Origin of the sequence: Kribbella sp. HUAS MG21 (genome assembly GCF_040254265.1) — a bacterium.
Lineage (GTDB): Bacteria > Actinomycetota > Actinomycetes > Propionibacteriales > Kribbellaceae > Kribbella.
The window spans coordinates 4,048,037-4,059,919 of record NZ_CP158165.1; the positions used below are offsets into that span (position 1 = coordinate 4,048,037).

Sequence of the window (11,883 nt, forward strand, 5' to 3'; positions counted from 1 at the left end):
TGGTCCGGGACCCGTCCCTTCTCGCAGGACCCCTCAGCCTGCGGGCCTGTTATCCGACGGGCTCGAGCTTGCGCTCCTCAGGAGCCGCCGAAGGGTTCTTCAGCTTGCGCGGCCACCAGGCGCGGGTGCCGAGCAGGGCGATCACGCTGGGCACCAGGAAGCTCGACATCACGAACGCCGAGATCACGATGCCGGCCGCGACCGAGAACCCCATCTCGGTGAGCAGCGCCATCCCCGCCAGCATCAGCGACGAGAACGTGCCGGCCAGGATCAGTCCGGCCGCGGCCACCGACGGGCCGCCGTGCTCGATCGCCAGGTCGGCCGCGGTCCGTGGGTCGGTCCCACGTTCGGCCTCCTCCCGCAGTCGCGCGATCATCAGGATGTTGTAGTCAGTGCCGATGGCAACGACGAACAGGTACAGCATGATCGGCAGCGAGAACGTCACGCCCGGGTGCCCGGCCGCGCCCTGGAACACGAACACGGTCGCGCCGATTGAGCTGAAGAAGCTCAGCACCACCGCGAGCATCAGCACCAGCGGCGCCACCAGCGACCGCAGCAGCAGCGCCAGGATCACCGCGATCAGGCCGCCCGCGACCGGGAAGATCACCGAGAGGTCCCGGCTGTTCGCGTCCCGGATGTCGGTGTAGCTGGAGGTCACGCCGCCGAGCAACGTCGTCGTACCCTCCGGAGCCTCCGCGTGCGAGACCTCACGGAGCTTCCCGTCGACGAGGTCCAGCGAGGCGTTCGCGTACGGCGCGTTCTCGAGTACGACGTTGATCTGGGCGACGGTCTTGTCCTTGTTCAGCAGCGCCAGGCTGCCGTCCGCGCCCGCCGGGAGCACTCCGCCGACGCCGTCGACCTTGCCCAGTTTCTCGGCGTACGTCGTGAGTTCGGCGGGATCGAGAGGCGTACCGTCGGTGCTCCGCACGTACACGGTCGTCGGGTTCAGCGCGCCTGCCGGGAAGCCCGCCTGCAGGTCCTTGATCGCGCGCGCCGACTCGGTCCCGTCCGGGAGCTGGCTGAACGCGTCGTAGTCGACCTTCATCCCGAGCGAGCCGAGCGCGAGTACGACCATCACACCGCCGGAGATCGCCGCGACCACGGCCGGGCGGCGCGCGGTGAAGGTGCCGAAGCGCTTGAACATCGCGCCCTTCGGAGTCTTCTGCCAGGACTTCGACGGCCAGAACACCTTCGGGCCGAGCAGCGAGACGACGGCCGGGATCAGCGTGATCGCCGCGAAGGCCATCACCGCGACCGCGATCGCGAGGCCCGGGCCGAGGCTCTTGAACCCGCCGAACACCGCGAGCAGCAGGGCGCTGAACGCGACGATGATGGCGCCGGCCGCGGACACGATCACCTCGGACACCCGGGCGACCGCGTTCACCAGTGCTTCCTTCGGCTGCTCGCCGGCTCGCAGACCTTCGCGGTACCGGAACAGCAGGAACAGGATGTAGTCGGTGCCGACGCCGTACAGCACCACGGTCAGGATCGTCTGCAGGTCCTGGGTGACCTGCAGGTCGAAGGCCTTCGCCGCGAGCGCGATCAGGCCGGGCGCGATCGCCGACACCAGACCGACGGTCAGGATCGGCAGGAACGCGGCCACCGGGCTGCGGTAGATCACCAGCAGCAGGCCGATGATCAGCACCACGGTCGCGATCCCGACCACCACGAACGCGTTCTCGAACGCGTCCTGGTTGTCGAGCAGCAGTGCCGCGTCGCCGGTCACGCCGTACCCGAGGTCGCTGCCGCTCAGCGTGGACCCGGTGACGTCGCGGATCTTCTGGACGGCGTCGAGCACCGCCTGGTCCTCCGCCATGCCCTTCAGGCCGACGCTGACGATCTGCACCTGCTTGTTCGGCGACACCGCCTGCGGGCCGGTGATCGCGGCGGTGACCCGCTCGATCTTGGCGCCGGAGATCTTGGTCGCGAGTTCGGTGACCTTGGCCTGGTCGGCCGCGGTCAGTTCGCCGCCCGCGGTGCGCTTGACGACGATGCTGGCAGTCGCGTCGTTGGTCTGCCCGAACGCGTCCGCGGCGAGCTTCTGCGCCTGCACGGACTCGTACTTGTCGGGCAGCAGCGCCGCCTGGTCCTTGGTGGTGACGTCCGCGAGCGTCGGCGCGAACGCGATCACGGCCACCGCCGCGACCACCCACGCGGCGATCACCTTCCACGGGTTGTGGACGACGAACCGTCCGAGTGTGCTGAACACCCCGAGTCCCCCTCCCTGAGGGCTGAATCACTGTGTCTACCTGCCGGTCGGTAGGTAGACTACCTGCCGGACGGTAGGCAGGTGAAGATGAGAAGGTGGTGACGTGCAGCACGCGACGAGTTCCCGGGACACGAAGACAGAGATCCATCGCGCCGCGGTGCAGTTGTTCTCGACACAGGGGTACGAGAAGACGAGCCTGCGCGAGATCGCCGAGCAGGTCGGGATCACCAAGGCGTCGCTGTACTACCACTACTCGTCGAAACAGCAGCTGCTGCGCGCGATCGTCGGGACCTTCCTCGACGACGTGTTCGCCGTACTGCGGCAGGTCGACGACCTCCCGTGGTCGCCGGAGACCGAGCGCGAGCTGCTCGGCGCCTACGTCGACGTGGTCATCGAGCACCGGTCGACCGGGCCGACGCTGATGCGCGACATCGCCGCCGTGCTGGCCGCGTTCGGGGACGACCTCGACAAGCTCATCGCGCAGTCGCGGCGGTTCCAGGTCTGGCTGGCCGGACCCGACCCGACCCCGGCCGACCGGCTGCGTGCGGCGGCCGCGGTCGAGGTCGTCGGCGCGGCGATGTCGGCCGAGATCGATCCCGAGAGCAGTCCCGACGAGATCCGGGCGGTCCTGCTGGACGCGGCGTCCGCGATCCTGGCGCGCCGGGGGAAGCCGGTGGAGGAGTGACCGGGTTCCGCTTCACGGCGCCGCTGTGGCAGCACGAGGGCGAGGGCAGCTGGTACTTCGTCACGGTGCCGGAGGAGATCAGCGACGAGATCACGGACCTGAGCGAAGGCCGCCGGAACGGCTTCGGCTCGGTCCGGGTCGCGGTGACCATCGGCGAGACGACCTGGCAGACGTCGGTCTTCCCCACCAAGACCGGCACCTATCTCCTCCCCGTCAAGAAGCCGGTCCGCCTCGCCGAGCAACTCACCGAAGGCAGCCCCGTGGAAACCCGCCTGGACCTGGTCGACTTCTAGTACGCCGAACGCCGCCGAGGCAGGCGGCGATCGGGAGTGCTGCGCTCAGCGACCGTCTCTGCCGGACGGGTCCCGGGGCGTCAGAGCCGGCCGGTTCTTGCTGCCGTCGTCCTTTCCGCCCTTGGCCGTCCGGGAGGCCTCCTCGGCCGTGGACCGGGCAGGCGGTGCGACGGCTCCCGCAGCTTTGGCAGCCGTGGCGACCTCGTCCAGCTCGGCCGATTTGGCGGCCTCGCCCCGGTTCGAGGTGGCCGGTACGACGGTGCCGTCCTGGATCTCGGCGCCGGCCAGGTTCTGGTCGCCTTCGGCGATCCTGGTCATCGCCTCGGTCATGTCCAGCGGTTCGGCCGGTGCCACCTGCCGGTCACCTTCCTGGACCTGGCCGCCGGTCTGCTCCTGTTCGCCCGGAGCTACCTCCGGTTCCTCGCCCACACTCTGCTGCTCGCCGGCGGCCTCGGTCTCGCCGGGGGTCTGTTGTTCGCCGTCGTTGGTGGGGACGATCGGGTTGTCGAGGCGGACGTGGTCGTCGGCGGTGTCGCGCTGTGGCTGCTGGCCTTCGGGGGACTCCCGGGCGGGGTCGCGCGCCGGCTCCTGGGTGAGTTGCGGCGGGCTCACGGCCTGGCCCAGGTCCGTGACCTGCTGCTGGAGGTCCTGCACCCGCGCCTGGAGGAGCTGGCGCATCTCCGCCTGCAGCCGGTTGTTCTCCTCCATCAGCGTGATCGCCCGCTGCTGGTTCTCCAGGATCGACTGCTGCAGCGCCGCGATCCGCTGCGTCATCTGCTCGGACTGCTGCGGCACCTGCGGCGCTTGGTCCGGCGATTGCACGGCCTGCGCTTGCGTCTGAGATGACGCCTGCCCTTGCGCCGACCCCCGGCCCTGTTGCTGCCCAGGGAGACCTCCGAGCCGGCCCTCCGGCCGGAACACCTGATCCATCCGTCCCGAGGCCAGCGACGCCAGGTCGGCGCTGTTCAGCGTCGAGCGCCCGATCGCCTCGAGCACGCGCGGATCCGTCCGCCGGACGTCTTTCGCCGCCTGCTGCAGCGCGGCCTTGAGCGCCTTCGTCCCGCGCCGCTCGTTCCGTCCCCAGCGCGAGTACCGGTTGACGAGCGCGCGGACCGGGTTCCTGGTCCGGGAGATCCGGGGCTGCCGGGGTGTCGGACCGGACTCCTGCAGCCGGGCGCGCGCCGCATCCCCGAGCCGCTCCGACAGGGCGCCGTACCGCCCCGGCCGGAACTGGGCGTCGACGTGGAAGTTCGCCAGCTGCTGCAGGTCCGCCCTGGTCAGGTGGGCGCGGCCGATCCGCTCCCGGACCGCCGGGTCCATCCGCTTCACGTCGCGGGCCGCCTGCGCGTACGCCGCCTTCAGCGTGCTGCGCCCGCGTGTGCGGGCACGCCAGCGGGAGAACCGCGCGCGAACGCCGCGGGTTTCCTGAGAGGGCTCGCTCATCCGGAGGGCTCCTAGTCGATGTACACGGCGTAGTTGACCCCGACAGACGTCGTCAGCGGGTCCCGGCTGGGCTTGGTGCTGTACAGGTGGATCTGGGCGCCCGGGCGCAGCCAGACGGCCAGGTGCCGGCGGCCGGTCCCGGCGCCGGGCTCCCACTCGTCGGCGAACGTCGGGCTGCTCTCGTCGCCCACGTAGTCCGGCTGCCCCCAGTGCCGGGTGGCGAGCTCCAGGTGGTCCGGCCAGTGCTCGTCGAGGCCGGCCTCGGCGGCGGCGATGTCGTTCGGACCGATCTCGTACGCCGACCAGCCGCTGTCCGGGCAGTCCGGGAACGCCAGCCCGTCGAACACGATCATCGTGGTGCCGCGGCGGGTGGTGAAGCCCCAGGAGACCATCTCGGCGTCGATTACCTCGCCCGGCTGCAGCGGCCACGGCTGCCAGGACGTCTGCCCCATCACCCGGTGCACGAGCGCCCGCACGACCTCCGGCCCGGCGTCGTCGCCGTCCGGTCCCGCGATCACGGTCCAGTCCGGGATCTCGGCGAGATCCGCCATCGCCAGGTCGTCCTGGTCGAGCGGCCTGTGCTGCGTCTTCATCCGGCCCCGTCGTCCTTTCCTGCCCGGTTCCTGACCGCGACTCGCTGGGCACCCTCTGGAACCCTCTGGGCGCAACCGTAGGCGTCACAGTGGGTCATCCGCCAGCCGGTTCGACGTACCTGTGGACAACCCGGATCCCGCCCGATCGGGCCCGCTCCGGACGGCCTGCGAGCGACCGGCAGACCAGGTCGTACGCTGGTCCGGTGAACACGGAACACCACTACGGCTTCGAGACACTCGCCATCCACGCCGGGAACGAGCCCGACCCGACCACCGGTGCGGTGGTGCCGCCCATCTACGCCACCAGCACCTACAAGCAGGACGGCGTCGGCGGGCTGCGCAACGGCTACGAGTACTCGCGCTCGGCGAACCCGACCCGCACCGCGCTCGAGGAGTGCCTTGCCGCGATCGAGTCCGGCAGCCGCGGCTTCGCGTTCGCCAGCGGCCTGGCCGCCGAGGACACGCTGATCCGCTCGGTGTGCGCGCCGGGTGATCACGTGGTGTTCCCCGACGACGCGTACGGCGGCACGTTCCGGCTGTTCTCCCGCGTGCTGAGCAACTGGGGTGTCGAGATGACGCCCGCGGCGGTCACGCACCCGGAGGCGATCCGGGCCGCGATCCAGCCGGGCAAGACCAAGGTCGTCTGGCTGGAGACGCCGACCAACCCGCTGCTGAACGTCGCCGACATCGCCATCGTCGCCCAGATCGCGCACGACGCCGGCGCGCTGCTGGTGGTGGACAACACGTTCGCCTCCGCGTACCTGCAGCAGCCGCTGGAGCTCGGCGCGGACGTGGTCGTGCACTCGACGACGAAGTACATGGGCGGGCACTCCGACGTGGTCGGCGGCGCGCTGATCGTGCGGGACTCCGAGCTGGCGGACAAGATCGCCTTCCACCAGAACGCGATCGGCGCGGTCGCCGGGCCGTTCGACTCCTGGCTGGTACTGCGCGGCATCAAGACGCTCGGTGTCCGGATGGACCGGCACAGCGAGAACGCGGAGAAGGTCGTCGAGTTCCTGCAGCGGCACCAGTCGGTCAGCCAGGTGCTGTACCCGGGCCTCGACGGGCACCCGGGCCACGAGACCGCCGCCAAGCAGATGAAGCGGTTCGGCGGCATCGTCAGCTTCCGGGTCACCGGCGGTGAGGCGCAGGCGCTCGACATCTGCAACAAGGCCGAGGTCTTCACGCTCGGCGAGTCGCTCGGCGGCGTCGAGTCGCTGATCGAGCACCCCGGCAAGATGACGCACGCCTCGGTCGCCGGTACTCCGCTGGAGGTGCCGGCCGACCTGATCCGGCTGAGCGTCGGCATCGAGACGATCGACGACCTGCTGCTCGACCTCGATCGCGCGATGGCGTGAGCCTCGTGGTGGCGGTCGACTTCGGGTCGACCTTCACGAAGGCGGTGGCGGTGGATTCCGGCTCGGGCGCGCTGGTGGCCCGGGCCGAGCACCGGACGACGATCGACACCGACGTCCTGGACGGCTGGCACGCGTGCCGCGCCGTCCTCGAAGCGGCCGACCGGGGCGTGCGGAACGCCGAGGTACTGGCCTGCTCGAGTGCGGGCGGCGGCCTGCGGATCGGTGTCGTGGGCAACGAAGAGCTCGTCACCGCGGAGGCCGGGAAGCGGGTCGCGCTGTCCAGCGGCGGCCGGGTGGTGGCGGTCGTCAGCGGCGGGCTGACCGCGACCAGCCAGAAGGAACTGCGCAAGGACCGCCCGGACGTCGTCCTGCTGCTCGGCGGGACGGACGGCGGCAACGCGGCCGTGCTGCTGAAGGCCGCCGAGACGCTCGCGAAGTACCGGTGGCGGAAACCGGTCGTTGTCGCGGGCAACATCGACGCCCGCGCGGAAATCACGGAAATGCTCACCGCCTCCGACGTTCCGCACGTGCTGGCGGAAAACGTTGTACCGGAGATCGGCGTGTTCGCGCCGGACAGTGCCCGGGCCGCGATCCGGGACATGTTCCTGCGGCACGTGATCGGCGGGAAGAACCTGTCCCGGGACCCGGCCTTCGCGCGGATGGTCCGCGCCGCGACCCCGGACGTCGTACTGCGCGGCGTCGAGGTGCTCGCTGCTCTGCACGGCGACGTCGCGGTCGTGGACATCGGCGGCGCCACCACCGACGTGCACTCGGTGATCGAACTCGACCCCGAGGATGCGAACCTCGGCCGCGAGGTCGTCGCGACGCACCCGGTGACCCGGACCGTCGAGGGCGACCTCGGCATGCGCTGGAGCGCCGTACCCGTGGTCGAGGCTGGCGCCAAGGCCGGACTCGTCGCGGACCTGCCCGGCCTGCACGCCGCGGCGGTCCGTCGGCGCGAGGACCCGTCGTACCTCCCGGACGACGCGCGCGAGGCGTCGTACGACGAGACGCTGGCGAGTGTCGCGGCGACGGTCGCGCTGCGTCGGCACGCGGGACGGCAACGGATCGTGTTCGGCCCGGGCGGCCGGGTGATCGAGCGGTCCGGGAAGGACCTGCGCGAGGTCGACCTGCTGGTCGGATCCGGGGGAGTACTGCGGCACAACCCGCCGGAGGTCGCCGCGCGGATCCTGGGCGCCATCGGCACGAACGCGCAGGAGGAGGGCTGGCTCGTCCCGCAGCACGCCGAGGTGTGCGTCGACACGGACTACGTGCTCGCCGCGGTCGGCCTGCTCGCGGACGACGAGCCGAAGGCGGCCGAGGGACTGGCCACGCACATTCATGGAACGGGCCGCACCGGGCACTAGTCTCATCACGACAGAGCCTGCGGAGGTGGGATGAGCGAGACGGGGCGGGACGAAGTACCGGTGCAGGACAGGACCGTGGCGTCCGACGACGCCAGTCCGGTCGCGGACAACGAAGTACTGGAGAACACCAGTGCGCCGGTGGTCGACGAGCCCGGGACGACCGTGAAGCACGGGGTGACGCCGGCGATGGAGATCGCCAGTGCGTGGGCCTGGCGGTTCCTGGTGGTCGTCGCCGCCGTCCTGGTGATCGGGTACGGGATGCGGTACCTGTCCGAGGTCGTGGTGCCGGTGACCGTCGGCGTCCTCCTCACCGCACTTCTCATCCCGGTGACCAACGGGCTGCAGAAGCTCCGCCTGCCGCGCGGACCGGCGGCGGGGATCACCGTGGTGGCGACGATCGTCGTGGTCGCCGGCCTGCTCACCCTCGTCGGGACGCAGATCGCCGGCCAGTTCGAGGATCTCTCCAACCAGGTCGGCGAAGGTGTGCAGAGACTGCGCGAAATGGCCCGGATCAACTTCGGCCTGACCGACGACGACATCACCGAGCTGTTCAGGCAGGTGCGCGAGCAGATCACCACCGGCGGCGCCCTCGGTCAGCAGGCGGCGGCTGTCGGTACGACGGCGACGCACGTGGTGGCGGGCCTGTTCATCTCGCTGTTCTGCCTGTTCTTCTTCCTGTACCAGGGGGAGCAGATCTGGTCGTGGCTGGTGCGGCTGTTCCCGCGCCGTGCCCGCGAGAAGGCGGACTCGTCCGGCCGGAAGGCCTGGGTCTCGCTGACCGCGTTCGTCCGCGCCACGGTCATCGTCGCCGCGGTCGACGCGATCGGCATCTCGCTCGGCGCCGCGATCCTCGGCCTGCCGCTGGTCAGCGCGATCGGCATCCTGGTGTTCGTCGGCGCGTTCGTCCCGGTCGTCGGCGCCCTGGTCAGCGGCTCGGTGGCCGTCCTGGTCGCCTTGGTTGCCAAGGGCCCCATCGTCGCGATCATCATGCTCGCGGTCGTGATCGGCGTACAGCAACTCGAGGCCCACGTCCTGCAGCCGTTCCTGCTCGGCCGCGCGGTCAGCGTGCACCCGCTCGCGATCATCCTGGCCATCGCCACCGGCGTCGTCATCGCGGGCATCGTCGGCGCCCTGGTAGCAGTCCCCACCGCCGCCGTCCTCAACACCATCGTCAACCACCTGGCCGGCAACGACGTCGACCCCGAACCCCCCAGACCCCTCCCCAGACGCCGCCAGCAACCAGCAACGACCGACTGACGGTCCCACGCACAGCAGAACGCCGCCGGCTCTGATGCCGGCGGCGTCCTGTGTGATGCTTCGGGGGCTGGTGTCAGCCCTTGCCGATGCCCTTGGTGTCGCTCTTCTGGAGGCTGACCTTGGCGGCCTCCTCGGTGGATTGCGTCTGCGTGGCCTGCGCCTGGCCGACGGCCTGGGACGCCGGGGCGACGCCGCCGAGGGCGCGGGCCGCGGTCTGGGCGTCCATTTGGGCCTGGGTGTTGGCCATCAGGCCCTGCAGGGCCTCCATGCGCGCTTCCAGGTTCGGGGCGGACATCACCTTGCTGTACTGCTGGCTGAGTTCGGCGAGGTCCTTGGCCGAGGTGTTCTGCGGCATGTTCGGGTCGAACTTCATCGCGGCGATGGTGGCCCGGGCACCCTCGGACGCGATCGACACGCGCGTCTTCTGGGTCTGGAACCAGCGCGACACGCTGTCCCGTGCGCTGCGTCCGGCCTCCACCGCCCGGTCGCGCTGCTGACCGGCCCACTGGCCGACCGCCTCGGTGCCGGCCTGGACGGCGCCGGCGGCGCGCTGACCGAACTCGGTCGCCCGGTCGATCTGCTGAGAACCCCATTCGCGCCCGGCCTGGACCTGCTGCGCGCCCCATTCACGCCCGGCTTGCACCTGCTGCGCACCCCACTCGCGCCCGGCCTGGACCTGCTGCGCACCCCACTCGCGCCCCGCCTGCGCCTGCTGGCCGACCCATTCGCGCCCGGCCTGGAGCTGCTCGCCGGCCTGGCTCTGCAGCCGCGTCGCCATGTCGCTCAGCCGCTTCGTCTGCTGCAGGTAGACCGCGTGCACCCGTCCGGTGACGCTCTGCACCTTGTCGTGCAGCCGGTCCTTCAGCGGCACCTTCTGGGCCGACTTGATCAGCCGGTCGACCTCTTGCTTCTGGAGTTGCGCGATGGCCGCGAGGTTCTCCCACTGCTGGGGCGACAGGGATCCCATGCGGTCCATGGCGGCGGCCCAGTCGGGCATCCCCTGGGATTCGGTGGGCTGTGACATGTGTCGATCTCCTAGTCGATGTAGACCGCGTACGTGACGCCCACCGCTTCGGTCAGCGGATCCCGCGTCGGCTTGCTGCTGAACAGGTGGAACTGCGCGCCCTGCCGGACCCAGGCCGCCAGGTGCCGCTTGTCGGCGCCGGCGCCCGGCCGCCACTCGTCGAGGAACGTGGGGCTGCTGTCGTCGCCGACGTAGTCCGGATCGCCGAAGTGCTTGCGGGCCAGCTCGAGCATCTGCGGCCAGCGCTCGTCCAGCCCGGCCTCGGCCGCGGGAATGTCGTCCGGACCGATCTCGTACGCCGACCAGCCGCTGTTCCGGGTGTCCGCGAACGCGAGACCGGGGAACACCACGATCGTGCTGCCGCGCTTGGTGGTGAAACCCCACGACGCGAGCACGTCGTTGATCTGCTCGCCCGCGGCGAGCGGCCAGGGCTGCCAGTCGGTGACCGACGTGACGCGCCGGACGATGGCCTTGACCACCTCCGGGCCGGTCGCGTCGTTGTCCGGGCCGGCGATCGGCCGCCAGTCGGCGATCTCGGCGAAGTCGGCCATCGCCGCCGCGTCTTCGTCGAGCGGCCTGTCCTGGGTTTTCATTCCGGGCTCGTTCCTTCCGTCGGTGCTCAAGCCTCCGCGGTCACCGTACGGGGCCGCGAGGGTCAGTCAGGTGGGGTCTTGAACCCAGCGAGGGGACCAGCGTGGGACCGGCTGGGACCAGCGTGGGACTAGCGCGCCGGGCCGTTGCGTTCGGGCTTGTTGGTGCGGCCGAAGTGGGTGGATTCGTCGCGGGCGCCGGAGGTCTCGGCGGCCCTGGCCTGGCCGGGGGTGACCGGGGGCAGGGTGGCGGCGCGCAGGCTGGTGTCGAGGTCGGTGGAGAGTCCGGCCGCCGGGCCGGCGGCCGTGCGTCCGCCCGCGGCCGCCAGGCGCTCGTGGGCGAGCTGGGTGAGCGACACCTCCGAGACGCTGCTGCTCTCGCCGCGTGGGGCCGGTTCCGGTGCGTTGGCGAACAAGGTGTCCCGCTGGCCCTCCCGGGCCCGGTGCGTTGCTGTTCTCATGTCCCCGCCTCGCTGAGGTAGACCGTGTAGTTGATTCCGACCGACACCGACAACGGGTTCGCCGTCGGCTTGTTGCTGTACAGGTGGATCTCCGCGCCCGGCGGCGTCCAGACGGCCAGGTGCCGGCGGTCGGTGCCGGCGCCCGGGGCCCAGTCGTCCTCGAACCCGGTCTTGCTCTCGATTCCGACGTACGACGGCTGTCCCCAGTGCCGGCAGGCGAGGTCGAATTTCGCCGGCCAGTGCTCGTCCAGCCCGGCGGCCGCCTGCTCGACGTCCCCGGGCTCGATCGCGAACGCGACCCAGCCGCTGAACGGGCTGTGCGGCAGCACCTGGTCGTCGTACACCGCGAGCTCGGTGTTGCGGCGGGTCAGGAAGCCCCAGCCGTCGAGCTGGTCGTCGATCACCGTCCGGCGGTTGATCGGCCACGGCTTCCAGTTGGTCGCGGACTTCACCCGGCGGATCAGGCGCCGGACGGGTACCGGTCCGGTCGCGCCCGGCTGCGGGCCACCCAGGCGTCGCCAGTCCCGGACCTCGGCGATGTCGGCCATCGCGCGGTCGTCGTCGTCCAGCGGCCGGTCAAGTGTCTTCATCCGTGCGGCAGTC

General features: G+C 70.8%; 12 protein-coding genes. 5 read left to right on the forward strand and 7 right to left on the reverse strand.

What is annotated here, in order from left to right:
- Window positions 1–49: 49 nt before the first annotated feature.
- Window positions 50–2,209, reverse strand: coding sequence for an MMPL family transporter (locus ABN611_RS19965; protein ID WP_350281407.1), 2,160 nt, complete (start codon window positions 2,207–2,209; stop codon window positions 50–52).
- A gap of 103 nt (window positions 2,210–2,312) precedes the next feature.
- On the opposite strand from ABN611_RS19965, the gene ABN611_RS19970 reads away from it, so the two are divergent.
- Together ABN611_RS19970 and ABN611_RS19975 are read left to right on the forward strand one after the other, a co-directional pair.
- Window positions 2,313–2,894, forward strand: coding sequence for a helix-turn-helix domain-containing protein (locus ABN611_RS19970; RefSeq protein WP_350281408.1), 582 nt, complete (start codon window positions 2,313–2,315; stop codon window positions 2,892–2,894).
- Entirely contained in the window at window positions 2,891–3,187 is a 297-nt protein-coding gene (locus tag ABN611_RS19975; RefSeq protein ID WP_350281409.1) for a DUF1905 domain-containing protein, read from the forward strand. The genes ABN611_RS19970 and ABN611_RS19975 overlap by 4 nt, the downstream gene beginning before the upstream one ends.
- 45 nt (window positions 3,188–3,232) lie before the next feature.
- Here the strand turns inward: ABN611_RS19975 and ABN611_RS19980 are convergent, their stop codons facing one another.
- Both ABN611_RS19980 and ABN611_RS19985 read right to left on the reverse strand, forming a co-directional pair.
- Window positions 3,233–4,630, reverse strand: coding sequence for a hypothetical protein (locus tag ABN611_RS19980; RefSeq protein WP_350281410.1), 1,398 nt, complete (start codon window positions 4,628–4,630; stop codon window positions 3,233–3,235).
- A gap of 11 nt (window positions 4,631–4,641) precedes the next feature.
- Window positions 4,642–5,223: a hypothetical protein gene (locus ABN611_RS19985; RefSeq protein WP_350281411.1), complete on the reverse strand. Its 582-nt coding sequence runs from the start codon at window positions 5,221–5,223 to the stop codon at window positions 4,642–4,644.
- 203 nt (window positions 5,224–5,426) lie between these two features.
- Between ABN611_RS19985 and ABN611_RS19990 the strand changes: the two genes are divergently transcribed.
- From ABN611_RS19990 to ABN611_RS20000, 3 genes are read left to right on the forward strand one after another with little or no spacing between them, the layout of a single operon-like run.
- Window positions 5,427–6,581 (forward strand): cystathionine gamma-synthase, encoded by a 1,155-nt coding sequence (locus ABN611_RS19990; protein WP_350281412.1) that lies wholly within the window; start codon window positions 5,427–5,429, stop codon window positions 6,579–6,581.
- Complete coding sequence (locus ABN611_RS19995) at window positions 6,578–7,948, forward strand: glutamate mutase L (RefSeq protein WP_350281413.1); 1,371 nt, start codon at window positions 6,578–6,580, stop codon at window positions 7,946–7,948. The genes ABN611_RS19990 and ABN611_RS19995 overlap by 4 nt, the downstream gene beginning before the upstream one ends.
- 30 nt (window positions 7,949–7,978) lie before the next feature.
- Window positions 7,979–9,205, forward strand: a complete 1,227-nt coding sequence (locus tag ABN611_RS20000) for an AI-2E family transporter (RefSeq protein ID WP_350281414.1) — start codon at window positions 7,979–7,981, stop codon at window positions 9,203–9,205.
- A 73-nt stretch (window positions 9,206–9,278) separates the two neighbouring features.
- Here the strand turns inward: ABN611_RS20000 and ABN611_RS20005 are convergent, their stop codons facing one another.
- From ABN611_RS20005 to ABN611_RS20020, 4 genes are all read right to left on the reverse strand, one after another.
- Complete coding sequence (locus ABN611_RS20005) at window positions 9,279–10,229, reverse strand: hypothetical protein (RefSeq protein WP_350281415.1); 951 nt, start codon at window positions 10,227–10,229, stop codon at window positions 9,279–9,281.
- Between the two features lie 11 nt (window positions 10,230–10,240).
- Window positions 10,241–10,822: a hypothetical protein gene (locus tag ABN611_RS20010; RefSeq protein WP_350281416.1), complete on the reverse strand. Its 582-nt coding sequence runs from the start codon at window positions 10,820–10,822 to the stop codon at window positions 10,241–10,243.
- Window positions 10,823–10,950: 128 nt separating this feature from the next.
- The gene (locus tag ABN611_RS20015) at window positions 10,951–11,280 is read right to left on the reverse strand and encodes a hypothetical protein (RefSeq protein ID WP_350281417.1); all 330 of its coding nucleotides are present in this window, start codon (window positions 11,278–11,280) and stop codon (window positions 10,951–10,953) included.
- A complete protein-coding gene (locus ABN611_RS20020; RefSeq protein ID WP_350281418.1) occupies window positions 11,277–11,870 on the reverse strand; it encodes a hypothetical protein in 594 nt (197 codons plus the stop codon). The genes ABN611_RS20015 and ABN611_RS20020 overlap by 4 nt, the downstream gene beginning before the upstream one ends.
- Between the last annotated feature and the right edge of the window lie 13 nt (window positions 11,871–11,883).

What these genes read in the sequence shown, in the direction of transcription:
- ABN611_RS19980 (WP_350281410.1), bottom strand. Translation starts at nt 4,630, where the DNA reads ATGAGCGAGCCCTCTCAGGAAACCCGCGGCGTTCGCGCGCGGTTCTCC.
- ABN611_RS20015 (WP_350281417.1), bottom strand. Translation starts at nt 11,280, where the DNA reads ATGAGAACAGCAACGCACCGGGCCCGGGAGGGCCAGCGGGACACCTTG.
- ABN611_RS20005 (WP_350281415.1), bottom strand. Translation starts at nt 10,229, where the DNA reads ATGTCACAGCCCACCGAATCCCAGGGGATGCCCGACTGGGCCGCCGCC.
- ABN611_RS19985 (WP_350281411.1), bottom strand. Translation starts at nt 5,223, where the DNA reads ATGAAGACGCAGCACAGGCCGCTCGACCAGGACGACCTGGCGATGGCG.
- ABN611_RS20010 (WP_350281416.1), bottom strand. Translation starts at nt 10,822, where the DNA reads ATGAAAACCCAGGACAGGCCGCTCGACGAAGACGCGGCGGCGATGGCC.
- ABN611_RS20000 (WP_350281414.1), top strand. Translation starts at nt 7,979, where the DNA reads ATGAGCGAGACGGGGCGGGACGAAGTACCGGTGCAGGACAGGACCGTG.
- ABN611_RS20020 (WP_350281418.1), bottom strand. Translation starts at nt 11,870, where the DNA reads ATGAAGACACTTGACCGGCCGCTGGACGACGACGACCGCGCGATGGCC.